Below are 26226 nucleotides of genomic sequence, written 5' to 3'. Positions count from 1 at the left end.
AAACCGTTTAGTTATAGCCGGAAACAAACCCCGACGATGAGCACCGCGCTGGGCTCCGATTACCGCGGTCTCGGGACCTCCTCGCCGCGATTGAAATAATCTTAACCGGGGGTTGGGGGTGCTGCGAACACTTCTTCTGGAGGCTCGATGTAGGGGGCCTGGATGACCTCTTTGCCTTCCGGTGAGACCAGAAATGCCTGGCCAGGGGGCCTCCGCTTGACCTTGAACTCGCTCGACGGGAATTCCTGCTTCTCGCCCGAAAGGAACATTGTGGGGGCGCCCGACCCGAATGCTGCGCCCACGAACTTGTCCATGGTCGCCTTGTATGCCTGGCTCATCTGGCAGGTCACAATGATGTGCAGCCCGATATCTGTCGCAGCCGGCAATAACGGTGCCAGTGGTGCCATTGGGGGCATGCCGCCGGCGGCACCCACAATCATGTGCCAATCATCGACCAGGAGCACGACATCGAATCCGCTCCACCACGAACGCGAGCGCAATTGTGCCGTCGTCAGGTCGGTGGGCGGCAGCCGCTTCTTCAAGTTGACTGCCAGGGCCTTGACCGCCTCGTCCAGGCTTGCGCTGTTGCGGTTGATCGCACCGGCGGACAGTAGGTGGCTGTCGGGCACCGCGTCAAGCAGGCCCGAGCGGTAGTCCGCGAGCATGAATCGCACCTGATCGGGACTGTTGCGGGCACAGATAGCCCGGGCGATGGCGTGGGCAATGGTGGTCTTGCCGGACTTGGCCGCACCGAAGATCAACAGGTGCGGGTTCGAATGCATGTGCGCGTGTGCCACCGACAGGTCCGTCTCGCGCAACCCGATCGGGATCTCCCAGCGAGTGCGGTAATCGGACTCCGGCCCGGGCGGGTTCGGGTCGAGCTCGTACAGGTGAATCCGCTCGGGCAGGACCCGGACCGGCGGCGCCTGGTCGGTGTGCTGGGCCGCGATCTGCGCGACCCCCGCGGTCATCGCCTCCACCAGGTTCTCGGTGCTGTGCACCCCATCCAACCTGGGCGCCCCGATCATCAAGTGGTGCTTTTCCATCGACACTGCCCGGCCCGGACGATTCGCCGGGATCTCCCGGGCAATCCGGTCGATTTGGGTTTCGTTGACGTCGCCGAGTCGGAACTCGATCTTGGTGCCCAGGTAGTCACGGACCCGTGACTTCAGCTCCGTCCACCGCGGCGTCGAGATGATCACGTGCACACCGAACGACAGCCCCTGTGCCGCCAGGTCCTGGACCTGCAATTCAAGGTCGGGAAACTCGCTGACGAAGGCCGGCCACCCGTCGATGATCAGAAATACGTCACCATAAGGGTCGGCCGCGACGGGCTGGTTCGGATCGTCACGCAGCTGCCGGTACATGGCGATAGAGCCCACCCGGTGTTCCTTGAAGGTGGTTTCTCGTTGCCGCAGCACGGATTGCATCTCGGCGACCACGCGGTTGACCTTGTCGGGCTCGGAGCGGCTGGCCACCCCGCCGACGTGCGGCAGGTTTTCCAGATAGATCAGACCGCCGCCGCCGAGGTCGATGCAATAGAACTGGACATTGCGCGGTGAGTGGGTGGCAGCCGCCGACATCACCAGCGTCTGCAGCAAGGTGGACTTCCCGGTCTGCGGTGCGCCGCCGATACCGATGTTCCCGCCGGCGCCGGATACGTCGACTCCCCAGACGTCCTGGAGGTGGCGGCGCGGTTCGTCCATGATACCCAGGGCGAAGCGCAGCGGTTGGCGCCGGTCGCGGGCGACCAGCTCGTCGAGCGGTGTGGGATCGGTCAGCGGTGGCAGCCACATCTTGTACGCCCGCGACTCGGCGGTGCTGAGTTGGTCCAGGATGACCTCGCGCAACGTGCGTGTCTCGGTATTGGTCACGACGTCAAGGCCTCCTCGAGCATCGGGGCCGCGGTGAACGGTCGGATTCGCAAGGCCTGCTTGGGAATCTGCGGACCGGCCTTGCTGCCGTCGCCATTGGCGTCGACCCCCGCCGGCGGAACATACGGCCCGCTGATATAGAAGGTGCTGAACTTGACGGGGTCTTCCATGCCCACCCGCAGGAACCCGACACCGCTCTCTTTGTTGGTGATGTAGACCGCTTCCGGAGTCCCGATCACCGCCTTGGACTCATGAGAGCTGGTGGTGCGCAACGCGATTCGGTAGGTCAGGTTGGGTTCCAGCTTGTCGATGCGAACACCGCCGGTCTGCAGCGACTGGGTGGCCAGCAGCAGGTGCACCCGCAGCGATCGGCCCACCCGGCAGATCCTGTCGAACAGGCCGATGAAGTCGGGATGACTTTGCAGCAGCTCGGCGAACTCGTCCACGACCACGAAAAGTGTTGGCAATGGTGGAAGATCGGCCCCGCGTTCCCGGTATTTCTCGTACTCGGCGACTCCGGAAAGGGCGCCGGACGCGCCGACCTTTATCCCGGCCTGGCGCAGAATCGACTGGCGGCGGTCCAGTTCGCCGGTCAACACCTCGCCCATCCGGCTCACCAGCTCGGCTTCCTCGGCCATGTTGGTGATGACGGCGGCGGTGTGCGGAAGCTTTTCCATTCCCAGGAATGTCGAGCCGCCTTTGAAGTCGGTGAGCAGCAGGTTGACCTGATCCGGGTGGGTCATGGCCACCAACGACAGGATCAGCGTCCGCAGAAATTCGGATTTCCCGGACCCTGTGGTGCCGATCAGCATCCCGTGCGGCCCGCCGCCGAACTCCGCACCCTCCTTGATATCCAGGTACATGACGTTGCCGGTCTTGAGTTCGTGGCCGAAGGGAATCTTGAGTCGATCACGGTCGGTGTCGGTGTACATCCGCCAGCGGGAGGGGGTGATCTCCTCGACGGTCTTGGCGCCCACCAGTTGATGCCATTCGGTTGCGACCTTCTTCTGGACGCGTGACGTCTTGTCCAGGATCGTGCCCGTGATCGACCAGCCGGCCAGCTTGCGGGCAAGACGGGCCGCTTCCTGCGGTGACATGCTGTCGGCGACCGAGGTCACCAGGCGAAACTGCTGGCCCGGCAGCCGGTCGTCAGCGGTCCCGTCCTCGGCGACCCGGATGCGGTAAGCCGAGCCGCGGTGGTTGCCCAGGGTGAGCACCGTGACACCGGCCCGGCCGTCGGGCGGGAAACCGGCCTTGCCGCCGGTGAGGTCCACGACGACGACATAGGGGCCGGTAGGAAGCGTGTCGGGAGCGTGCGGCCCGCGCGCGGCCAGGTCGGCCAGACCATCCGGGCGCGTGTAGATCATCCGGACCGGCCCGGCGGCGTCGGTATCCGTCTGATGCTGAACGTGCGGCAACCATTTGAGCCAGGACCAATCGGGGTCCTCCGGATCGTCGGTGAGGACCCGGATCTGCAATAGGTCCGGCGGATGGAACACCGCCAGATGGCAGATCATGGCCGTCAGCAGCCGGTCGGCGCCCGGCCGCGCACCGCCGATCGCGATCGTGGGAAAGGTGCGCAACTGCAGCAGTTTCGGGCAGTCGTGGATCAGCCCATGGGTGCGCAGGAACTTGACCACCCACATGTGGCTGACCGGCTCGAGATACGGTTGCGGTGCCGCGGAGGTCGCGGCCAATTCGCCGCCGACGGCCGGTTTCAGCAATCGATCCACCGCCGGCTGGTCGCCGATGCCGATCCGGGTGGCCGCGTAGAAGTCGCTGTTCGCCGGCCGCGACCACTGCCGCTGGGTGCCGACGAGCGACAGCAGATCGTCGGGATGCGGGGCGTGGTAGCCGAAGAACGCCACCTGTGAGGTGGCCGAGGACGTCACCCGACCGCGGAGCCCGGCCAGGTAACGCAGATATTCCTTGCGGTCGGCGTTGATTTCCGGCACCTTCTTGCCACCGCCGCCGGAACCCCCGGCCAGGGAGCCGACCATCATCACGATCATCATCAGCGGCATCATCAGCATGTAGGGCGACAGCTGCCTACCGCCGGCGAACATGATCGCGATCATGCCGAGCATGGCGCCACCCATCACGTAGGGCAGCACCTTCTGCACGCCCGAGGGCGGAATGTCGATACCGAGATCGTCGGGCGGCGTGAGGCTGATCTCGCCCGGGGTCAGCCGCGGGCCGCGAGTGATGGTCGGGGTAAATTTCTTCGTCGTCATCAGGGGGCTCCGGGTGTTCCGGCGGGAACTTTTCGTGGACTCGGATCGGCGGGAAGCGTTTCGTGCTCCAACAGGGCAGCGTCTTTGGACAGCACCGGCCCGTCAACCAGCAGCCGAACCACCTCCCAGGGAGCGGTTTTCGGGGAACCCAGGCCCAGTGCCTTGGCGGAATCGGCGTTGGGGACCCCGTACCGCACCCCCTCCGGGTCGATGTAATACATCGATTCGCCGTAGCGGGGATCCGGGGACTGCAACTGGACGAACTTGCCACCGTCGATGTACACCGTTGCGGTGCCCTGGATCTGCTTGATACCGCTGTTCATGGCCGGCGGCGGGATCGGCAGATGCCGTCCGGACAGCACCGTCGTCTTCGGCGACTGATCTCCGGCTCGGCGTTCCCACATCCAGCACAGGGTGGGTTCGTCCGGCCGGGACATGATCTTGAGCTGCTCGGCGGGCAGCGGTGAGTCGTAAACGCGTTCGGGAATGCGCACGACCAGGCTCGGCACGACCGCCGGCGGTGCCACGAGTCCGTGCGACTGGGTCGCACGCAGCGCGGCCGCCGTTGTCGCGTTCACCGCGGCGATGCCGTCGGGCAGCACCACGTAGTATTGCGGCCCTTTGTCGGTGTGGATCTGAAATACCGAGCCGATCACCAGATCATCCGGTAGCCCAAGGGTATTCGGTGTTCCCGCGCCGGGTATGGGCGGCAGCTGCCAGGCGCCCATCGCGGGCAGGGCATTGAACATGCCCTCCGACATCGGGACCGGCTGGGCGGTGACGGGGATCCCCATGGCGGAGGTGAGGGCCCGGTCGCTGAGGTCGATCGAGTGGCGACCCTTGGCGGTGACGATCCAGGTTTGACCCTGGTAGGTAGCCAGCGTTGCCTCGTTGGCCTCGATCGGGTTTATCGACGAATCGATCAGCAACGGCATCACCAGGACCGACGTCTGAACCGCGGCGGAGGCGGCGCCGGGCCGGACGACGGTGTCGCACAGGGTCCACGTCGAGGTGGTGTCCCCGGAAACCGGTGTGGCGTAAGGGGCGCCGGGGATCCCGATGGTCTGACCCAACGGCATCCGGCTCAGTTCCGAGGACTTCACGGTGGCGGGGCTGGCCGGGTTGCCCAGCACCAGCCGCGCCGAGGTCAGGTTGTAGACGGGGTGCAACTGTCCCGACACGATCACATACAGCTGGTTGGTCGCCCGGTCGGTGAGAAGGCTGCTGGCGCCGAGCTTTCCCTGGGGTTTGAAGAAGGCCAGCAGCCCAGCCCCGAGCAGGATCAAGACCGCGATGACGATGCCGAGCCCGACCGAACGGCTGTAGAACTGCAGCGGGTCGTCGAACATGCGGGTGTCGCGCCGCACGATGGCGTGCTCGAGGCGGCGAAGCAGGAAGCGCCAGCCGCTGACCTGAACCTTGGTGGTGAGGCGAAGCCCCATGGTTCACTCTCTCATGTTGAGGTGCGCATGCACAGAGGCGATCGCCTCGGCCATGTCTGCGCCGTTGATCTCTTGCAGCCGGTCCACATCCAGAGATTCGATGTCGATGCCCTGCGCCAGACGCATGTCCCGGTATTGCTCGGCGGCTTCGACCAATTGCCGTGCGTAGCGGCCGTTCCCGGCGATGTCGAGGGCTGGGCGGCCGCGCAACGTCCGCTCGTGCAGCATTTTGGCGGCCCGCAGGAACTCGTCGGCGGCTTCGGCGCTCAGCGTCGAATCATTGGCATTGGCAATGACTTTCGCGATCTCCAGGAGCTCTTCGGGGCTGTAGGTGTCGAACTCGATGCGGGTGGCGAAGCGGGACCGCAGGCCCTCGTTTGTTTCCAGCAGCCGGTCGATGTCCGAACTATAACCGGCGATGATCACCACCAGCCGGTCCCGGTCGTTTTCCATGCGGGCCAGCAGCGTGTCCATCGCCTCCTGCCCGAACGGGTCGGTGCGCCCATCCCGCTCCTGCACCAGTGCGTAGGCCTCGTCGATGAACAGCACGCCGCCCAGGGCCTGATCGATCGTCTTGGCGGTCTTGACTGCGGACTGCCCTTCGTATTCGGCGACGAAGTCCTTGCGCGAAGTCTCGACTAGCTTGGGTTCGGCGATCACGCCCAAACCGGCCAGAATGTTGGCCACCACCCGGGCGATCGTGGTCTTGCCGGTACCGGGCGGCCCGGTGAAGATCATGTGCTTGCTGGGCTGGGCGACCTTCATCCCCTTGGCGGCCCGAACCCGGGCCATCATGGTCGCCGCGCGGTACCGCTCGATCTGGGCCTTGACGCGGGTGAGTCCGATTTGGCGGTCCAGCTCGGCCTGGGCTTCGGCCAGCAGCCGCTCGCGGCCGGTGTTGTCGGTCACTACGCTGCCCGGATCCCACGGGTCGGCGCGGGAGGCGATCTGCTCGGCCGTCGTCGTCTTCAAACGATACGATGAATCCTTCAGCGCCGCTGACACTTTCGGATCCGGATGGGTTGTCTGCAACCATTCCAGCAGCGCCACCGCGGCGTCTTCGTTGCCCTGGGAGCGACGTGCCATGGCCAGATACCAGGCGATGGCGCGTGCGCATGCTTCACCGGCCGGCGAGTCGTTGGCTTCGGTGAGGCGGCGTTCGGCTTCGGTGAACAAGCCCAGGTTCGCCGCAGCCACACCGTGCGCCACCCCGGCGGCCCCGGCCAAGAACTTGTCCGGCCATTTGGCGCCGCTTTTGACTTCGTCGATCACATCGGTCCACCGCTCGGCGGCGCCGTAGATCACGGCTTTGAGCCATGACACCAGATGTTCGGACCCGGCGACGGCGCTGGCCTCGATGGCCTCCATGGCGTCGGCGTAATTGCCTTGGGCCGCTTCGGATGCGGCGAAACCCATGGTGATGGCCAGTGGCGATGCGACGGGGTAGGTGATATCTCCGTACAGGCCGCCGATGGGCACTCTGGCGCCCAGGGTGCTCATCGAGATCTGCGCCGAACCCGCCAATCGGCCGAAGTTCCGGCGTGAATACCAGGCCCGGAACAGTGTTACCCGGTCCAGGTCACCGCATCTGATCCGGCCGACCCACGCGTCGCACGCCGACTCGTCGTCAATGGTGATTTCGGTGAACAGGTCCAGCGACCGTGCCTCTGACAACGGCAGCATGCCGACGGCACTTTCGAACAGACCGGCCAGGCGATCAGTCATGTATCACCGTTCGTTGTACCGAGAGGTGTAATCGACCTCATAGCGAGTGGCGAACACCTCGGCTTCGGCCGCGGCGGCTTCTTCGGGTGTCGGCAAATTCAGCGTCATCCCCACGAACTCGCGAAGCAGGGCATTCGCCTCCTCTCCGTCGCCCGCCAATTCATTCATGCTCTCCATCATGAAGGTGTGCTGGGCTGCCCGGGCCTTCTGCCGGGCCAGGTCGGCGATGACGAAGATCTCCTCGGCAAGCCCTGATTCGGTCATGCGCGACGCTTTGTCAGTCACCGTGATCTTCTGGATGATGCCGCCCATCATCGCCGTGACCGACACGCTGCCCTGCGGGTTGGTCACCGTGAACGATTCGATCTCGGACTCTTCTTCCTTCTCGGTCAGCCCGTGCAGGGCGTCCAGGTCGGCTCCGGTGTCCGCCGGCTCGGACGGCGCGTACTCATCGAGCGCGTCGAGTGAGGATTCCTCGGCGGCGCCGGCGGTGAAATCCAGGGCGTCGAAATCGTCGCTGACGTAGTCGTTCCCGGGCAGGTCCACTATGGCTCCCTTTCTGACTCGTGACGGAGATTGAGCAGTCAGCCTCGGGCGGAGGCTTGGGTGTGATCCGAGGCGTGATCTAACCAGGAGCCCGCGGGGAGAAGCTCCACCAGGGCGTCCAACGCGAGCTGCAGGTTCTGCGGCGTGCCCGGGAGAAAGCTGCCGTACAGTTCACCGCTGACGATGCGGGGAAGTGAGACCACCCTGCCGTGCGCCGAGTCGAGAACACCGGCGGCTGCCTTGGTGTGCGTCGTCGTGCCCCCCGGATGGCGTTGGCTCGCGACGATTTCCACCCAGCTGTCCGGATTGCTCACGATCTCGGTGTAGATGCGGGCCGCGGTCGGCGCCAAGCCGTACCGGGTCAGCTGAGCAGCGGTGGTGCACTCGGCCAGTTCGCTCGCGATGCCCGTCAGCGGTTCCACGCTCGCGGGGTCCGCCGTACCCAGCACAGCGGTCACCATGCCAGCCAGGCCGACCTGCGGAGCCACCAGCTGTAGCACCAGCAGGTCCCCGTTGCGCACCGCGATGACATGGCGATCGTCCTTGCGGCACACCACAAATCGCACCATGACGCCGCCGACATCGCGGCGCCACCAGCGAGCTTCGAGGGTGCGGTCCGGCCGGCTCAGGGTGTCCACCATCGAGGCGACCGTCGGATGCGGGTAGCCGTTGTGGTCCAACACGCCTTGCGCGGTGAGGTCACGCCGCACCTGGTCCCAGACGATTTCCCGCAGATCGTCTTGCGGGATGTTCGGCCGGATGCCCAGCGCCACTGGGAAATCGACCAGGTGCAACCGGTCCGCGAGTACCAGCATGCCATCGATGGTGACCTCGACGCCGACGACGTCGTCGACGAGGCCCGCGCGGCCGGTAGCGAGCGGACCGGTCATATCAACCGAAGATCTTGTCGATGACGCCGGCCAGACCTTGGTCGGAATTGAGGTAAGCCCCGGCCGCCGAGATCAGATTGTTGGCTAGCCCGCTGGTGACCCCTTGCAGGCCCGTGCCGGTGCTGTTGCGGGTCGTCTCGAACTCTTGCAGCGTGTCGTTGAATTTCGACGTGAACGAACCGTGGGTGATTTGGACTCGCTGGCTGACTCCACCGACCACGGAGGTGGCCGATTTGAGTTGGCCGGCGATTTCGTTCTGCATACCCGCCAGTACCTTCAGGAAGGACGGTACGACGCCGAGTATTCCAGTCATGGGGTGGACCTTTCCGCTACGTTCTTCTTTTTACTCGCTATGGCTTTGGTGCGCTTGGCTTTCATGTGGCAGGCGCATCAAACCAGCCCACTCGGCGCGGGCCTGGGCGGAGGACCCTGCCGCTGCTGGCCGCCGGCGGCTCCGGCGTCGATCGGCGCGCGCTCGGCACCGGCTCCAGCGGCCGCGCCTTCCTCGTCTTCTTCCCTCTTGTCGCTGACGAGGGTGGCCTGTTGCTGCTGGCCGCCCTGCTGGGCCTGCGAGGAGATCATCTGCGCCTGTTGGCCGGCCATGCTGCCGAGCTGACCCGGCCCACCGCCGGCTGCCACCAGGTGTTGCAGCTGACCCATCGTTGCCGTGAGCGAACTGACGTTCGGCAGTTGGGCAAACGACATCAGGTCGCTGAAGCTGAGACTGGGCAGGCCCGCGAAGCCGCCCAAGAAATCGGGCAGGGCGGCCAACTCCGTCCACGTCGGCAACTTGCCGAGGTTGCCGATTCCCGGGATCAAGTCGCCCAGGCTCGGTAAGCCGGGGAACAAGTTGGGGATGCTGGGCAGCCCGGGCAGGTTCGGGAATCCGGGGATTGGCAAGCCGGGGAAGCTCGGCAGACCGGGCAGACCGGGCAGGTTGGGCAAGCCGAAGTCGGGCAGGCCCGGGATGGACGGCCACTCGAACTCGGGCAGACCCGGAATCGGCAAGTTGAAGTCCGGTATGCCCGGGACGGGCGGCCACTTGAAGTCCGGCAGGCCCGGGATGTTGGGAAGGCCCGGGATCGGGATGTCGGGCAGCTTCGGCGGCCACAGGCCGTCGATGATGTCGGGGATGCTGGGGAGAGGCAGACCCGGGAATTTGGGCAGGGTCGTCAACATCTCGATGAGCCTGCCGAGCAGACCCTTCAGGTTGGTCACATTCATCAGCGTCATGATCGTCAGGTACAGCAGTGCACCGCCGACGGTAGCCATGGCAATGCCGGACATCGGGAGTGCGAGCTCCCACGACCACAGCCAACCCAGCAGCGGAACCTTTTCCAGCCCCTTGCAGACCTTGTAGACGCCGTCGATCATCTTCTTCATCGCCCGCAGGACGTCGCGCGTGTTGGACACGTACTTGGCCTGGTTCGAAATCATGTTGCCGGTCAAAGAGTCGATGTCACCCATCACCTTTGCGCGAAGTTGCTGCGCAATGTTCTGGTTCAAATAGGCGTCGGCGGCTTGGCCGATCCAGTTGGTGCCCGGAATGGCGAGCCCGATCTTGTCGCTGATTTGCTTGAACAGCGTCGCGCCCGAGTTGAAGACATCACCTGGGTCAGGTATGCCCTCGCCGAGCAAGAGCAACTGGCCCCAAATGAAGTTACTGGTGTTCTTGCAAAGGTCGCTGCCCTTCATTTACGTCTTTCCTCACACTCGCTGATCCTGTGCACTGACTTTTGTGCACCTTTACACCGCACGTTGAGCTTAGCAGCGCTGTGGTGGCGGTAGATGCACGAATTTTTTGGTGAGCCGGGCGATTTCGCGCGCGGCGCGCGACGCGACCGCATAACCGGCCGACCGGGCGACGGTGCCGTTCCCCGGACGATTGAACTCGAGCGCTCCATTGTGTTACGGCCCCCGGAGTCGACTCAATTGATTTGACGGATAAGCGCTTCGATTGCCTCGGCGGCTTCGGCTGGCAAAGCTTCCTCGGCTTCGGCGCGGACAATCATTTCTTCTGCCACTCCGGCTGCCTGTGCAGTTTCGGAAGCGGAAAGATTGGCCCGCCGGCGCGCGGCATATAAACGCTGCGCCAGCGTGGCCCCCGGGGCGGTGGCCCCCAGCGTCATCAATTTGTCGTGGTAACGGCGCACCGCGCCCAGTGCCCTGATCAGTTCGGGGGTAATACGACTGATGCGAGTCGCCTGTACGGCGATGGCCTCGAGTTGGCGCAAATCGGCGAGGATCGGCGCTGCCCGCTCGGTGAACTCGGGGTCCTCGGGCGGCGGTAACGCGGCGATGGCCAGGCTGCAGGTATCGATGGCCGCCGCCACCGCCTGCGCGATCAACGATGCCGGGCCCTCGGCGGGCTCCGCCTCGGCATCTGCCTCGGAGGCCGATATCGCCGGCTGGCCGGCGGGCTCGCCCTGGCGGATCCGGGCGATGGTCCCGGGCGGCCATTGCAGCACTTCCTCGAGCTTGGCCCGGGTCCGTTCCCGCGGCCAGCTACGGCCTTTCTCGAAGGCGATCAATGCGCCCGCATTGATGATCCCGTCGGCTGCAAGGCTGCGCTGACTGATGTCGAGCTCACGCCGTCTTGCCGCCGCGGCCGCACCGGCGCGGACCACGCCGGGATCGGGTTCGCTGGACTGGCCATCCGACTGGTCCGCCGGTCGTTGTTCACGGCGCTGCTCTTCAGGCGAATTCGACGGCCTGACGACTTCGAACGTCAACGCCTTGCCTCCAGTGGGATCGCCGAACCGGACGATGGTCTTGTCGCTGACGGTCACAGATCCTTTGCGTCGTCCGTCGACGAACATACCGCTCGGGCTGCTGCCGAGGATGCGCCACGGTCCATCTTCGGACACTGCGCGCAGATGTGCCTGCGAAACGTCCGGATCATCAATCTGGACGCCGGCTCGGGGTGTGCGACCGATGGTCACGACATCCCGGTCGGGGGCGATCGCGTGCGACGGTTCGCCGCTGTGGGCGGCCAGCAGAGCCGGCCCGACAGGTGAATCGGCGTTGGGCATCTGCGTCGCTTCCTCGCTCTTCCGGGGCTCGTCTGGCTGACGGGTACTGGTGCGGGCAGCAGGACACGCCTTCCGCCGACCACCATCCTAACCGTTGCGCCCTTCCAACGCTACGCTTTCGCTACGTTTTTCGGACCATGGCCGCAGGGGGTCGGCGCCGGGTACTGCTGCAGCGGAACCGCGGTAAACGCTACGGTTCCACCCCGCAGAAGTATTGCAAGCCGTAACGGTTTGCGCAATGGGTTAGCGCGGTTTGGATGTCGGCCTGCCGTCGGGATCACCCCGCCTTCCGAACGTAAGGCCAGTTGGGGGCACTAATCGGCGACTTCCGGAGGAACCGCTCGGGGTAGCCGTAGCGCGCTTCGGCGGGGACCGCCCGGTCCAACTGTTGCACTGCAACGGTTAGTGCTATACGCTACTGCTCGGGAGGCGACCGACCTGCAACGCTTTAAGAGGAGCGCAACGATATGACCGCAACGGCTCTGTACGAGGTCCCGCTGGGCGTCTGCACGCAGGACCCCGACCGCTGGACAACGACACCCGACAACGAGGCCAAGGCGATGTGCCGGGCCTGCCCGCGGCGCTGGGCGTGCGCCCGGGACGCCGTCGAATCCCCTGGCGCGGAAGGTCTTTGGGCCGGTGTGGTAATTCCTGAGTCGGGCCGGGCCCGGGCGTTCGCGCTGGGCCAGCTGCGGTCGCTGGCTGAGCGCAACGGTTACCCCGTGCGCGAGCGGGTGGTCGCCCAATCGGCATAAGACTGCCGCGATCCGAGCCGCTGCTTCGAGGGGTCTGCGGTGCGGTGGGCGGTCAGTTGTTGCCACACGTAGACAGCGCGAGAAATCGAAAGATTTCTCGCGCTGTTTTCGTTATGCGCTGCCCGCCGGCAAGCGGCAAAGACGGCCGCCCTGACCGTGATTCGACCGCCTACCGTTCCGGGCCACCCGGAGTCATCCGGCTCGTCGGTGCGATGATGCCGGTCGAAAGGGAGGTGGCGGATGCGGTACATACGTGAGGAAATCGTGCACGCGCCGGCTGCACGGGTATGGGAATTGCTCGTCGACGTCGAGGGTTGGCCGGCCTGGACGAAGTCCATGCGCGAGATCGAGCGCCTGGAAACCGGTCCATTGGCCGTGGGCAGCCGGTACCGGGTGACCCAGCCGAAAGGTCGACCGATGGTGTGGACGGTCACCAAACTGCAGCCGATGCGCACGTTCACCTGGGTGGCAACCCAGCCCGGTCTTTCGGTCGAGGCGGTGCATCGCATCGACGAAGACGGGGACGGGGTGCGCACCACGCTCGAATTGATCATGACCGGACCATTGGCGTGGTTGGCCGGCCGCACCGCGGGTTCGCGGGTTCGGTCGTATGTCGACATGGAAAGCGACGGCCTGAAGCGGGCAGCCGAGTCGGGCTGAGCCCGCCGGCGGTCAGTGCGCCGGCGTCGCCGCCTCGGGGCGGGGGGCTCGGCGCTCGGCGGGTCCCGATGCGAAATACTCCACGATGATCGCCGCGATCTGCAGCAATTTCAGCCGCGTCGCCGGCGCCAGCTCGTGGCGCACGTCGATGACGCCGCCTGGCCGCAGATGTGGATCGAAGGGCACCTCGACCACCCGCTGCCCGTGCTCGACGAACTCGCGGGCAAGCACCGAGCGGGTGCGTTTGTCGGAATGGCCATCGGAGTCGTTGAGCACCACGACGCTGCGCCGCAACAGATCCGTCAGCCTGCGGTCCGATAGCCACTCCATGGTCTTGGCCGCAGCGGAGGCGCCGTCCGCCCACGGCGAGGACACCACTATCAGCGCATCGAGGTCGCGCAGCACTTCCTGGGTCAGTGGGGCGTCCATCGTCGAACCGCAGTCGATCACCGAGATCGCGAAATGGCGGTCCAGCCGCAGCACGGCCTCCCGGTAGATCGCAGGGTCGAGCACCCTGCGCGCCCCGGCCATAGGTTCGCCGGGTAGCACATGCAGGCCCACGGAGTTACGGCCCAGCCGAGCGACTATGTCGGCGAACGACGGCAGGTCTTTGGCTGCGGTCAGATCCCAGAACGACCCATGTGCGGCCGGATCGATCCTGCTGCTCAACCGGCCGAAGGCGGTATCGGCGTCGATCGCCACCACGCGGTCCGGCTGCCGCAGTTCGGCGAAAATGGATCCGATGCTGGCCGCGACCGAGGTCTTGCCGACGCCGCCCTTGCCCAGGACGCCGACCTTGTGGCTACCGCGTAGGGCGGTTCGTATGGCGGCTTCGAAATCGGCTGCCTCGCGTTGCGCGGCGGACGGTCCGGGATTGACCAGGCCGAAGGACACCACCCGAACGAGGCGTCGCCAGCCGTGGTCGGCGGGTCCACCCCGGGAACCGGTTGCCGGTATGACGGCGCGCTCGGCCCGAACCCTCGGTGGAATCGGGACATCGGATGGTGCGGATTGCGGCGGCTTCCGCGCCGGATCAGGCGGCGCGAGCGGGCGCATCGGCTGGTGCGGCGGTGTCGCGGATTGCGGTATGTCCGGTCGTGGCTGAGCCGGTCCCGTAAGGCGCGTGGGTTGGACTGGAGCCGGCGGTGGCGGCGCCGTCGGGCCATCTGCGAGCGCCGGGGGATGCGGTGGCTGAGATGTCGATGGGCGCGGCGCGGGTGGGTGGGGTCCGGAACCGCGAGAAGCAGCCGGCGGCTGCATGGGCGCCGGGGGATGCGGTGGCTGAGATGTCGGTGGGCGCGGCGCGGATGGATGGGGCCCGGAAACGCGAGAAGCAGCCGGCTGCGGGGGCGCCGGGGGATGCGGTGGCTGAGATGTCGGTGGGCGCGGCGGGGCGGCTGGATGCGGCCCAGACGCGCGAGGAGGAGCCACCGAGGCCCGCGAGGGCGCCGAATGCGGAACTCCGGACTGCGAACCGGTCTGGCTGCTGCCGGATGCGGCGGCGGGCCGAGCCGGCCGCATCCGGTCCCGGAGGAATTCGTCGCGCTCGTTCATAAGCTCCTCAGTCGAGTCGGACTACCAACGCCGGACACCGACCAGTATCCGTCCTAGTATCGAGCACCGGTCCGGCTGGCTCACCTGCTGGACCAGGCTCGTTCTCGCCCGGCCTGTCACGGCCGGTTTTAGACTCCTATTAGTATTGTGCAAACTCGACGGCGAGCCGCGCAGTCACTGCCGCAGCGCTTTCCTCGGGCCGTCGACGCCTGACCCCGCAATTTCCGCAACATGGCTGCCATGCTTTATCAGCGAGCGTGTTACCGGTGTGACGGCTGTGCGAGCGCCTAACCATGGCGGTTGTGAGTGCTGGCCGGCCTCGCCAGCAAATTGGTCTAAGTAGTTACTGTGGCCACCGGCAGCACTTCGGAGACGGGCGACGGTACGGGTTCGCGGTCCCAAAACGGCAGGTGAGGATGTCGTCGGAGGCCGGTCCCGCGGCACCTACGGCACGGCCGGCGGGCGGGTTACCATTGAGGAAGTTGGCATGTCAGGCGGGTATTGTCATATCGTTTTACGACTTGTCGAGATCGGTACCGGGGCACCGTTCAGCGCTGCACGGACGAATCCCCGGCCTGATCATTCCGCTGGACGGACAGCCTATCGACAAGACCGGAGGGGTCAACGCCCGCAACGTCACGGCATGGCGCCGTCGGAGCTGCTGGTTAGGCCGCGCAGGAAAGTCTGCTGAAGGGTTAGGTGGGTATGGCGCCCAAGCGCGTCGGGCTATACAACCCCGCATTCGAACACGATTCGTGCGGGGTAGCCATGGTCGTCGACATGCACGGCCGGCGTAGCCGCGACATTGTGGACAAGGCGATTACTGCGCTGCTCAACCTCGAACATCGCGGTGCCGCCGGCGCCGAGCCGCGCAGCGGCGACGGCGCGGGCATCCTCATTCAGGTGCCGGACGCGTTCCTGCGAGAAGTCGTCGACTTCGAGTTGCCGGCTCCGGGTAGTTACGCCACCGGTATTGCCTTCTTGCCGCAGTCGTCCAAGGATGCTTCAGCTGCCTGCGCTGCGGTGGAGAAGATCGCCGAGGCCGAGGGCTTGCACGTGCTGGGCTGGCGGAACGTGCCCACCGACGACTCGTCCCTGGGTGCCCTGTCCCGCGACGCGATGCCCACCTTCCGTCAGGTTTTCATGGCGGGTGCCTCCGGCATGACGCTGGAGCGCCGTGCCTACGTAATTCGCAAGCGTGCCGAGCATGAACTCGGCACCAAAGGCCCCGGCCAGGACGGTCCCGGCCGGGAGACCGTCTACTTTCCCAGCCTGTCCGGCCAGACCTTCGTCTACAAGGGCATGCTCACCACGCCGCAGCTCAAGGCGTTCTACCTCGATCTGCAGGACGACCGGCTGACCAGCGCCCTGGGTATCGTGCACTCGCGGTTCTCCACCAACACCTTCCCGTCCTGGCCGCTGGCGCATCCGTTCCGGCGCATCGCCCACAACGGCGAGATCAACACCGTCACCGGCAACGAGAACTGGATGCGCGCCCGCGAGGCGTTGGTCAAAACCGACATTTTCGGGTCGGAAGCCGACGTGCAGAAGCTGTTTCCCATCTGCACCCCCGGTGCTTCGGACACCGCCCGCTTCGATGAGGTCCTGGAGCTGCTGCATCTGGGTGGCCGGAGCCTGGCCCACGCGGTGCTCATGATGATTCCCGAGGCTTGGGAACGCCACGAGAGCATGGACCCCGCGCGCCGGGCGTTCTACCAGTACCACGCTTCGTTGATGGAGCCGTGGGATGGCCCGGCGTCGATGACGTTCACCGACGGCACCGTCGTGGGCGCGGTGCTGGACCGCAACGGCCTGCGACCGTCGCGGATCTGGGTTACCGACGACGGCCTGGTGGTGATGGCCTCCGAGGCTGGCGTGCTGGATCTCGACCCGTCGACGGTGGTCCGCCGGATGCGGTTGCAGCCGGGCCGGATGTTCCTGGTCGACACCGCGCAAGGCCGCATCGTCTCCGACGAGGAGATCAAGGCCGAACTGGCAGCCGAGCATCCCTATCAGGAATGGCTGGACCGCAACCTGGTTCCGCTGGACGCATTACCGGCGGGCAAATACCTGCGGATGCCCCACGATCGGCTGGTGGTGCGGCAGTTGACCTTCGGTTACACCTACGAGGAACTGAACCTGCTGGTGGCGCCCATGGTCCGGACCGGTGCGGAGCCGATCGGTTCGATGGGCACCGATACGCCGATCGCCGTGCTGTCCCGGCGTCCCCGGATGCTGTACGACTACTTCCATCAATTGTTCGCCCAGGTAACCAACCCACCGCTGGACGCCATCCGTGAGGAGGTGGTGACCAGCCTGCAGGGCACCACCGGCGGCGAGCGGGACTTGCTGAACCCGGACGAGAACTCCTGTCACCAGATCGTGCTGCCGCAGCCGATCCTGCGTAACTACGAGCTGGCCAAGCTGATCAACCTCGACCCGGACACCGAGGTCAACGGACGTCCACACGGCATGCGGTCCAAGGTCATTCGGTGTCTGTACCCGGTTGCCGAGGGTGGTGCCGGACTGGCGGCCGCACTGGCCGAGGTGCGTGCTCAGGCGTCGGCGGCGATCGCTGACGGTGCGCGAGTCATCATTTTGTCCGATCGCAACTCCGACGAGAAGCTGGCGCCGATACCGTCGCTGCTCGCCGTCGCCGGGGTGCACCACCACCTCGTGCGCGAACGGACCCGCACCCATGTGGGCCTGGTGGTGGAATCCGGTGACGCCCGCGAGGTTCACCACATGGCGATGCTGCTGGGCTGCGGGGCCGCCGCGGTAAACCCCTACCTGGCCTTCGAGTCGATCGAAGACATGCTCGACCGGGGCGCCCTGGAAGGCCTCGGGGACGGTATCGACCGTAAGAAGGCGCTCAACAACTACATCAAGGCCGCGGGCAAGGGCGTGCTGAAAGTGATGTCCAAGATGGGCATTTCGACGCTGGCGTCCTACACCGGCGCGCAATTGTTCCAGGCTGTCGGCATCTCCGAGGACGTGCTCGACGAGTACTTCACCGGGCTGACCTGCCCCACCGGCGGCATCACGCTGGACGACATCGCCGCAGACGTTGCCAGTCGCCACTCGCTGGCCTACCTGGACCGGCCGGACGAACGGGCACACCGCGAGCTCGAAGTGGGCGGGGAGTACCAGTGGCGCCGGGAAGGCGAGTACCACCTGTTCAACCCCGAGACCGTGTTCAAGCTGCAGCACGCCACCCGGACCGGGCAATTCAAGATTTTCAAGGAGTACACCCGGCTGGTCGACGACCAGAGCGAGCGGATGGCGTCATTGCGTGGTCTGCTCAAGTTCCGCGCGGGCGTGCGGCCCCCGGTGCCGCTGGAGGAGGTCGAGCCCGCCAGCGAGATCGTCAAGCGCTTCGCGACGGGGGCGATGAGCTACGGCTCGATCTCCGCGGAGGCGCACGAGACGCTGGCGATCGCGATGAACCGGCTGGGTGCCCGCTCCAACAGCGGTGAAGGCGGCGAGGACGTCCGCCGTTTCGAGCGCGATGCCAACGGGGATTGGCGCCGCAGCGCCATCAAGCAGGTCGCCTCGGCCCGCTTCGGTGTCACCTCGCACTATCTGACCAACTGCACCGACATCCAGATCAAGATGGCCCAGGGCGCCAAACCCGGTGAGGGCGGCCAGCTTCCGGGTCACAAGGTTTACCCGTGGGTGGCCGACGTCCGGCATTCCACGCCAGGGGTGGGCCTCATTTCACCGCCGCCGCATCACGACATCTACTCCATCGAGGATCTGGCGCAGCTGATCTATGACCTGAAGAACGCCAACCCGTCCGCGCGGGTGCACGTCAAGCTGGTCTCCGAAAACGGCGTCGGCACCGTGGCCGCGGGTGTCTCCAAGGCGCACGCCGACGTGGTCCTGATCTCGGGGCACGACGGCGGTACCGGGGCGACCCCGCTGACGTCGATGAAGCATGCCGGCGCGCCGTGGGAATTGGGCCTGGCCGAGACACAGCAGACGTTGCTGCTCAACGGATTACGCGACCGGATCGTGGTCCAGGTGGACGGCCAGCTCAAGACCGGTCGTGACGTGATGATCGCGGCGTTGCTCGGCGCCGAGGAATTCGGCTTTTCCACCGCGCCGCTGGTGGTGGCCGGCTGCATCATGATGCGGGTGTGCCATCTGGACACCTGCCCGGTCGGCGTGGCCACCCAGAACCCGGTACTGCGGGAACGGTTCACCGGCAAGGCCGAATTCGTGGAGAACTTCTTCATGTTCATCGCCGAAGAAGTGCGGGAATACATGGCGCAGTTGGGCTTCCGCACCTTCAACGAGGCCGTCGGCCAGGTCGGATCGCTGGACACCACCCTGGCGCGGGCCCACTGGAAGGCGCACCGCCTGGATCTGACGCCGGTATTGCATGAGCCCGAGTCGGCGTTCATGAACCAGGACCTGTACTGCAGTTCGCGACAGGATCACGGCCTGGACAAGGCGCTCGATCAGCAGCTGATCGTGATGAGCCGCGAGGCGCTGGATTCCGGTTCACCCGTTCGTTTTTCGACCACTATCAGCAACGTCAACCGCACGGTGGGCACCATGCTCGGCCACGAGGTGACGAAAGCCTATGGTGGCCAAGGCTTGCCGGACGGCACCATCGACATCACATTCGAAGGGTCGGCCGGTAACAGCTTTGGTGCGTTTGTGCCCAAGGGGATCACATTGCGCATCTACGGCGACGCCAACGACTACGTTGGCAAGGGACTGTCCGGTGGCCGGATCGTGGTGCGGCCGTCGGACAACGCGCCGCCGGACTATGTCGCCGAAGACAACATCATCGGGGGCAACGTAATCCTGTTCGGCGCCACCAGCGGCGAGGTCTTCCTGCGCGGCGTGGTCGGTGAACGGTTCGCGGTCCGCAATTCCGGTGCGCATGCCGTGGTCGAGGGCGTGGGCGATCACGGGTGCGAGTACATGACCGGCGGCCGGGTCGTCATCCTGGGTCGTACCGGCCGCAACTTCGCCGCCGGTATGTCGGGCGGGATCGCCTATGTCTACGATCCGCACGGCGAGCTACCCGACAACCTGAACACCGAGATGGTCGACGTCGAAACGCTCGACACCGATGATGCGGACTTCCTGCAGGGCATCATCGCGGCGCACGTCGATGCCACCGATTCCCCGGTCGGCCAGCGCATTCTGGCTGACTGGCATGGGCAGCAGCGGCATTTCGTCAAGGTCATGCCCCGCGACTACAAACGGGTGTTGCAAGCCATCACCGAGGCCGAACGCGACGGAGTGGATGTGGACAAGGCGATCATGGCGGCTGCGCATGGCTGACCCGACCGGCTTCCTCAAGTACACACACCGGAAATTGCCGAAGCGGCGACCTGTTCCACTGCGCCTGCGCGACTGGAAAGAGGTGTACGAGGAGTTCGACAACGAGACGTTGCGTCAGCAGGCGACCCGATGCATGGACTGTGGTATTCCCTTCTGCCACAACGGCTGTCCGCTGGGCAACTTGATCCCGGAATGGAATGACCTGGTGCGCCAGGGTCGTTGGCGCGACGCGATCGAACGGCTGCACGCCACCAACAACTTTCCGGACTTCACCGGTCGGCTGTGTCCGGCGCCGTGCGAGCCGGCGTGCGTGCTCGGGATCAACCAGGATCCCGTGACCATCAAGCAGATCGAGCTGCAGATCATCGACAATGCCTTCGAGGAAGGCTTCGTTGAGCCACTGCCGCCACACACGCTGACCGGCAAGACGGTTGCCGTCGTCGGTTCGGGCCCGGCCGGCCTGGCCGCCGCTCAGCAGCTCACCCGTGCTGGCCACACAGTGACCGTCTTCGAGCGCGAGGACCGGATCGGCGGCCTGCTGCGCTACGGCATCCCCGAGTTCAAGATGGAAAAGCGTGTCCTCGATCGGCGGCTGGAGCAGATGCGGGCCGAGGGGACCGAGTTCCGTGCCGGCGTCAATGTCGGGGTCGACATCACCGCCGAGCAGCTGCGCGCCGAGTTCGACGCGGTGGTGCTGGCCGGTGGCGCCACCGCCTGGCGCGAGCTGCCCGTTCCCGGCCGTGATCTCGATGGCGTCCACCAGGCGATGGAATACCTGCCGTGGGCCAATCGGGTCCAAGAGGGTGATGACGTCCTGGGACCCGATGGGCAGCCGCCGATTACCGCCAAGGGCAAGAAGGTCGTCATCATCGGCGGTGGCGACACCGGGGCCGACTGCCTGGGTACCGCGCATCGCCAAGGCGCGGTCAACGTCCACCAGTTCGAGATCATGGCGCGCCCGCCGGACAGCCGGGCACCCTCGACCCCGTGGCCGACCTACCCGCTGATGTATCGGGTCTCGGCGGCCCATGAAGAGGGCGGCGAGCGGGTGTTCTCGGTCAACACCGAGGAATTCGTCGGTGACGACGGGCACGTGACGGCGCTCAAGGCGCACGAGGTGGTCATGCAGGACGGCAAGTTCGTCAAGGTCGAAGGATCGGACTTCGAACTGGAGGCGGATCTGGTTTTGCTGGCGATGGGATTCGTCGGTCCGGAAAAGCCCGGTCTGCTCAACGACCTCGGGGTGGAGTTCACCGACCGCGGAAACGTGGCGCGCGGCGACGACTACGAAACATCGGTTCCGGGTGTATTCGTGGCCGGTGACATGGGCCGGGGCCAGTCGTTGATCGTGTGGGCGATTGCCGAAGGCCGGGCCGCAGCCGCCGGTGTGGACCGCTATCTGATGGGCGCCACCGCGCTTCCGGCCCCGATCAAGCCGACCGCTGCGCCGCTTCAATAGTCACACCAGCAACACCAGAAACACGCCGTTGATTGCTCGGCGCGTCGCTCGCTGTTTGCCAGACGGCGGGTGTCTAATGGGGCTCTGTGGGCTCCGTCACAGCGATGCGTTGTGGAGTTCCGCCCGAGTTGTCCGATCGCAGGGAGTGTCGCTGTGCGTAGCAACCCAGTACCCCGGTCACGGGTGGGGCGAATCGCCTGGTCGTGGTTTCGTCACCCGGTAAAGAGTCACGAGTTTCCCGCCAGGAACGAGCGTCTGGTCACCGCCGAAGAGTTGCTCCGCTTCGCGATGTGATCGCCAGCTGGTTGCCCCGCTCGGGCGCAACGAGTTTGCTCAACGATATCGAATTGTTATCTGGGCCCGGATTGCGAAAGCAGCCCCGATTCCCGGATCGCCTCCGCCAGCGGCTGGAGGACCGCGGGGTCGTGGGGTGGGGCGATATAGACGATTCCAAGGTCTAGACCTTCGGGTGCCAGTGCTGCCGCGGCGTCGACGACCTGCTGGTAGTTGCGTTCCGGGTCCAAGCGCAGGTGGGCCGAACACGTGATCTCGTCCGGATCGCGACCGATGTCGGCGCAATGTGCGGCCAGCACGTCGCGCTTGCGGGCGAACTCCTCGGGCGGACCGCCGACGAAGTTCCAGTGCTGGGCATAGCGAGCGGTGATCCGCAGTGTCCGTTTTTCTCCGCTGCCACCGATACAGATCGGTGGGTGCGGCCGCTGCGGACCCTTGGGTTCGTTGCGGGCGTCCTTGAGCTGGTAGTACTTGCCGTCGAAGTTGGTGGTCTCCTGGCTGAGCAGGCCGGTGAGGACCGCGCACGCTTCCTCGAACCTGTCGAAGCGTTCTTTGATGGTGCCCAGCTCGATACCGTAGGCGCCCGATTCTTCCTCGTTCCAACCGGCGCCGATGCCCAATTCGAGGCGTCCGTTGGAGATGATGTCCAGGGCGGCGGCCATATTGGCCAGCACCGCCGGGTGCCGATAATGGATGCCGGTGACCAGGGTGCCCAGCCGCAGCCTCCTGGTGGCCTGCGCGAGTGCGGTCAGAGTCGTCCAGCCTTCCAGGCACGGGCCGCTCGGGTCGGAAAAGATCGGGTAAAAGTGATCGAAGGTCCAGCCGGATTCGTAGACGTCGATGTCGTCGGCTTCCTGCCAGACCGCCAGCATCTGTGCCCACGTGGTGTTTTGCGGTGAGGTCTTGAATGCGAATCGCATGAAGCCGACGGTAGTCCAGCGTCCGAAAGCGCAACTACACTCAAGGCAACGATGTGCTACGCCCCGGGAATCGACACCAAACTCACCCTGCTGGCGGCCGGACTGATCTTCCTGCTGGCGCTTGTTCTCGGGGTGTGGAAGTACCGGCAGATCATGGTCTCCGATGACCGCCGGGCGCATGTTTACGTTGATATCGCTCACCGGGCGGCGCTGCTCTACGCGTTTGCGACGCTGTTGATCGCGGTCTTCGTCGAGCTCAGCGCCTGGCCGGCGTGGCTCAACCTGACGGCAGCGATGGTGGTGGTGTTCTTTTTCGTCGCCGCGATCGGCAGTTACATCTGGCATGGGGCCCGGCGCGACACCGAAAACCAATTCGATCCTCCGGCACCGGGAACCCGGCTGGGCATGACCTTGCTCATTCTCGGCGAAATAGGCGGATTCGCAGTGGTTTTCGCCGGGTTCATCGCGGGGCAGTCGAGTTAGATGGATCCGGTAACCGCGCTGCGCCAGATCGCCTACTACAAGGACCGAAGCCGGCATGACCCGAGGCGCGTCATGGCGTATCGCAACGCCGCCGACCTCATCGAGAAGCTGGACGACGCCGCGCTCGAGCGGCACGGTCAGGCCAACAGCTGGCAGTCGCTGCCGGGCATCGGGCCGAAAACCGCCAAGGTCATCGACCAGGCCTGGTCCGGCCGAGAACCCGACCTTCTCATCGAATTACGTTCTGCCGCTGAGGATCTCGGTGGGGGAACGGTGCGCGCCGCGCTGCGGGGCGATTTGCACCTGCATTCGAACTGGTCGGACGGGTCGGTGCCGATCGAGGAGATGATGGCCACTGCGGCCGACCTGGGCCATGAATACTGTGCGCTGACCGACCATTCGCCGCGGCTGACGATTGCCAACGGCCTGTCCCCGGAGCGATTGCGCAAGCAACTCGACGTCATTGACCAGCTGCGCGATAACTTCGCCCCGATGCGCATCCTCACCGGAATCGAGGTCGACATCCTGGAAGACGGCACCCTCGACCAAGAGCCGGAGCTGCTGGACCGGCTCGACATCGTGGTGGCCAGCGTGCACTCGAAGCTGGCGATGGATGCGGCCGCGATGACCCGGCGGATGGTCCGCGCAGTCTGCAACGGCCACGTCGACGTATTGGGCCACTGCACGGGCCGGCTGGTCTCCGGCAACCGCGGTATCCGGCCCGAATCGAAGTTCGACGCCGAGGCGGTGTTCACCGCCTGCCGCGACCACGGCACCGCGGTAGAGATCAACTCCCGCCCCGAGCGTCGGGACCCGCCGACGCGCCTGCTCAACCTCGCCCTGGAGATCGGTTGCCTGTTCAGCATCGACACCGACGCCCACGCGCCCGGCCAGCTGGACTTCCTTGGCTACGGTGCGCAACGTGCCCTCGATGCCGGTGTTCCGGTCGACCGCGTCATCAACGCCTGGCCGGCCGAGCGGCTGCTGGAGTGGGTGTCAGTCCGGTAGCCGCGGCATCTCCACGCCCGGATCGCGGCCGATCAACACCGCGCGGGTCAGCGCGGATTTGCCGAAGCGGCGCCGGATCTGGTCCACCGCCTGGTCGAGTACGTCCGGCGGCTCGCCGTCAAACGGCAGCATCAGCTGCTGGGCGCCGCTGCGGTCGATACCGGAGACCGCGAAGCCGACCAGGGTCAGTCCCCGCGTGGCGATGTCCGGCGCGGCCGCCGCGACCAGCCGCCGGGCGGCGGCCAGGATCGGCTGCGTCGACGCAGTCGCCCACGGCAGCGTGTGTGACCGGGTGGCGCGGCTGAAGTCGTCGAATCGCAGGCGCAACACCACGGTTCGGCCGGTGCGTCCGGCGGCGCGCATCCGGCCGGTGATCCGGTCGACCAGGGTGACCACCACCGCGTCAATCTCGGCGGGCGACATGCTGCTGCCGGCTCGTCCGAGCGCTCGTTGGGCTCCCACCGAGCGGCGCCGCACGCCGACGGTCACCCGGCGGCGGTCGATATTGCGCGACAAGGCATATAGTTGTCGGCCCATCGCGTCGCCGACCATCGAGGCCAGCGTGGACTCGCTGAGCTCGGCGACGTCGGCGACCGTATGAATGCCGTGGGCGTGCAGTTTGTCGGCGGTCACCGCGCCCACGCCCCACAACCGGCGCACCGGCAGCGGATGCAGAAATGCGAGTTCCTGATCCGGCGGCACCAGGAGCAATCCGTCGGGTTTGGCCTCCTGGCTGGCGACCTTGGCGAGGAACTTCGTCCGTGCCACTCCGACGGTGATGGGCAGGCCGACCTGATCGCGTACGTCGGCGCGCAGCCGTGCCGCGATCTCGACCGGGGTTCCGCAGAGCCGGCGCAGCCCGCCGACATCGAGGAATGCCTCGTCCACCGAGAGCGGTTCCACCACCGGTGTGCAATGCCGAAACACCGCGAACACCGCCTCGCTGGCCCGGGTGTAGGCGCTCATCCGCGGCGGCACCACCACGGCACGTGGACATAACCGGCGCGCCTGAACGCCACCCATGGCGGTGCGCACACCGTAGGCCTTGGCCTCATAGCTGGCCGCCAGCACGACTCCGCCGCCGACGATCACCGGGCGGCCCCGCAATGCGGGGTCGTCACGCTGCTCGACGGAGGCGTAGAACGAATCCAGGTCCGCGTGCAGGATAGAAGCCTCACAGCGCACGAACATATGCTCGCAGCCGGGTATGACAGCCGAAGGTGCTGCGGCCGGCACGCAGGCCGCGTCGAGTGGCCGGGCCTGCCTCGGGTCGAACCCGCCGCGGCATTCATCACGCGATCACAACCGGAACCGATTACGCCACGATTGACCGCCGGGATTAATGCCCCTCGCCGTAGATGCTGCTGACCCAGATGTGCACCAGCGTGTCCAGCACGTGCGCCTCCGGTACGCAGGGCTGTTCGGCGGCGAAGGACGCGAATAGCGTCCGTTCGTTCATCAGATTGAGCGCGGTGGCCAGTTCCAGGGCGGGCACGGTGACCGGGGCGGCGCCGCGGTCGCGTTCGGTCTCGATCACCTCGGCGGTGTAGGAGATCCACTTCTGCATGAACGTCGACCACAGGTGCCGGACCTCGGCGCTGGTTGCCCGAGCGGCCTGACCGGCCCGGGTGACCGCCTTATGCGAACCGAATGTCTCGAAGAAAACGTTGATCCCGGTACGCCACATGGTGTCGCGGTCGGCGTCCGGGGCCTGGATCAGGTTTTCCAGCGCGGTGTCGGCCTCGGTGACCACACGGTCCAGCAGCGTCAACAGCACCGCTTCCTTGGATGGGAAATAGAAGTAGAACGTCGGCCGCGATATTCCTGCCCCCTTGGCCAGGTCGTCGACCGAGATGTCGGCCAGGGGACGATCTTTCAGCAGCTTTTCAGCGGTCACCAGGATGGCCAGTTCTCGATCGTCTCCGGATGGCCGCGCGGTGCGCCGGCCGCGATGCAGCGACGCCTGACCGGTCGGGGAAGTGGCCACGACCCGCAGCTTACCGCGTGTCGATAGTTTCGACACTACGTTGACGCATTCAACATCGCGTT

Annotated in this window: 19 protein-coding genes; 6 read left to right on the top strand and 13 right to left on the bottom strand. The window is 65.8% G+C overall.

The window, feature by feature from the left end; genetic code table 11:
- Positions 1-101 precede the first annotated feature (101 nt).
- From eccCb to espM, 9 genes are all read right to left on the bottom strand, one after another.
- The gene (eccCb, locus tag MKAN_RS13835) at positions 102-1874 is read right to left on the bottom strand and encodes a type VII secretion protein EccCb (protein WP_023368926.1); all 1773 of its coding nucleotides are present in this window, start codon (positions 1872-1874) and stop codon (positions 102-104) included.
- Positions 1871-4108 (bottom strand): type VII secretion protein EccCa, encoded by a 2238-nt coding sequence (gene eccCa / locus MKAN_RS13830; RefSeq protein WP_023368925.1) that lies wholly within the window; start codon positions 4106-4108, stop codon positions 1871-1873. Before eccCa ends, eccCb begins: the two co-directional genes overlap by 4 nt.
- Entirely contained in the window at positions 4108-5550 is a 1443-nt protein-coding gene (gene eccB / locus MKAN_RS13825; protein ID WP_023368924.1) for a type VII secretion protein EccB, read from the bottom strand. The genes eccCa and eccB overlap by 1 nt, the downstream gene beginning before the upstream one ends.
- 3 nt (positions 5551-5553) lie before the next feature.
- Positions 5554-7275 carry a type VII secretion AAA-ATPase EccA gene (gene eccA, locus MKAN_RS13820; protein ID WP_023368923.1) on the bottom strand — a complete coding sequence of 574 codons (1722 nt, stop codon included), beginning with the start codon at positions 7273-7275 and terminating at the stop codon, positions 5554-5556.
- Between the two features lie 3 nt (positions 7276-7278).
- The gene (locus MKAN_RS13815; protein WP_023368922.1) at positions 7279-7821 is read right to left on the bottom strand and encodes a secretion protein EspH; all 543 of its coding nucleotides are present in this window, start codon (positions 7819-7821) and stop codon (positions 7279-7281) included.
- 38 nt (positions 7822-7859) lie between these two features.
- Positions 7860-8711 carry an ESX secretion-associated protein EspG gene (locus tag MKAN_RS13810; RefSeq protein ID WP_036395102.1) on the bottom strand — a complete coding sequence of 284 codons (852 nt, stop codon included), beginning with the start codon at positions 8709-8711 and terminating at the stop codon, positions 7860-7862.
- A gap of 1 nt (position 8712) precedes the next feature.
- Positions 8713-9024, bottom strand: a complete 312-nt coding sequence (locus tag MKAN_RS13805) for an ESX-1 secretion-associated protein (protein ID WP_023368918.1) — start codon at positions 9022-9024, stop codon at positions 8713-8715.
- 77 nt (positions 9025-9101) lie between these two features.
- Positions 9102-10406: an EspA/EspE family type VII secretion system effector gene (locus tag MKAN_RS13800; RefSeq protein ID WP_023368917.1), complete on the bottom strand. Its 1305-nt coding sequence runs from the start codon at positions 10404-10406 to the stop codon at positions 9102-9104.
- Positions 10407-10639: 233 nt separating this feature from the next.
- Positions 10640-11743, bottom strand: a complete 1104-nt coding sequence (espM, locus tag MKAN_RS13795; protein ID WP_023368916.1) for an ESX-1 type VII secretion system transcriptional regulator EspM — start codon at positions 11741-11743, stop codon at positions 10640-10642.
- Positions 11744-12210: 467 nt separating this feature from the next.
- On the opposite strand from espM, the gene MKAN_RS13790 reads away from it, so the two are divergent.
- Positions 12211-12498: a WhiB family transcriptional regulator gene (locus MKAN_RS13790; protein ID WP_023368915.1), complete on the top strand. Its 288-nt coding sequence runs from the start codon at positions 12211-12213 to the stop codon at positions 12496-12498.
- A 240-nt stretch (positions 12499-12738) separates the two neighbouring features.
- Positions 12739-13158 carry an SRPBCC family protein gene (locus MKAN_RS13785; RefSeq protein WP_023368914.1) on the top strand — a complete coding sequence of 140 codons (420 nt, stop codon included), beginning with the start codon at positions 12739-12741 and terminating at the stop codon, positions 13156-13158.
- 12 nt (positions 13159-13170) lie between these two features.
- Here the strand turns inward: MKAN_RS13785 and MKAN_RS13780 are convergent, their stop codons facing one another.
- Complete coding sequence (locus MKAN_RS13780) at positions 13171-14214, bottom strand: MinD/ParA family ATP-binding protein (protein ID WP_080674075.1); 1044 nt, start codon at positions 14212-14214, stop codon at positions 13171-13173.
- A gap of 1203 nt (positions 14215-15417) precedes the next feature.
- Between MKAN_RS13780 and gltB the strand changes: the two genes are divergently transcribed.
- Positions 15418-20013, top strand: a complete 4596-nt coding sequence (gene gltB, locus MKAN_RS13770) for a glutamate synthase large subunit (protein ID WP_023368911.1) — start codon at positions 15418-15420, stop codon at positions 20011-20013.
- Entirely contained in the window at positions 20006-21472 is a 1467-nt protein-coding gene (locus MKAN_RS13765; RefSeq protein WP_023368910.1) for a glutamate synthase subunit beta, read from the top strand. Before gltB ends, MKAN_RS13765 begins: the two co-directional genes overlap by 8 nt.
- Before the next feature lie 350 nt (positions 21473-21822).
- Here the strand turns inward: MKAN_RS13765 and MKAN_RS13760 are convergent, their stop codons facing one another.
- Positions 21823-22686 (bottom strand): LLM class F420-dependent oxidoreductase, encoded by an 864-nt coding sequence (locus tag MKAN_RS13760; RefSeq protein ID WP_023368909.1) that lies wholly within the window; start codon positions 22684-22686, stop codon positions 21823-21825.
- A 51-nt stretch (positions 22687-22737) separates the two neighbouring features.
- On the opposite strand from MKAN_RS13760, the gene MKAN_RS13755 reads away from it, so the two are divergent.
- Entirely contained in the window at positions 22738-23169 is a 432-nt protein-coding gene (locus MKAN_RS13755; RefSeq protein ID WP_023368908.1) for a hypothetical protein, read from the top strand.
- Entirely contained in the window at positions 23170-24177 is a 1008-nt protein-coding gene (locus MKAN_RS13750) for a PHP domain-containing protein (protein WP_023368907.1), read from the top strand.
- Here MKAN_RS13750 and dinB read toward each other — a convergent pair.
- Both dinB and MKAN_RS13740 read right to left on the bottom strand, forming a co-directional pair.
- On the bottom strand, positions 24166-25368 hold the full coding sequence (dinB, locus tag MKAN_RS13745) for a DNA polymerase IV (protein ID WP_023368906.1): 1203 nt from the start codon (positions 25366-25368) through the stop codon (positions 24166-24168). The two genes, MKAN_RS13750 and dinB, sit on opposite strands and share 12 nt — an antisense overlap.
- A 148-nt stretch (positions 25369-25516) precedes the next feature.
- Positions 25517-26164, bottom strand: coding sequence for a TetR/AcrR family transcriptional regulator (locus MKAN_RS13740; protein WP_023368905.1), 648 nt, complete (start codon positions 26162-26164; stop codon positions 25517-25519).
- Positions 26165-26226 lie beyond the last annotated feature (62 nt).

Origin of the sequence: Mycobacterium kansasii ATCC 12478 (genome assembly GCF_000157895.3) — a bacterium.
Lineage (GTDB): Bacteria > Actinomycetota > Actinomycetes > Mycobacteriales > Mycobacteriaceae > Mycobacterium > Mycobacterium kansasii.
The sequence above is the reverse complement of the archived record's forward strand: the minus strand, read 5'-3'. Positions and strand labels throughout refer to the sequence as shown.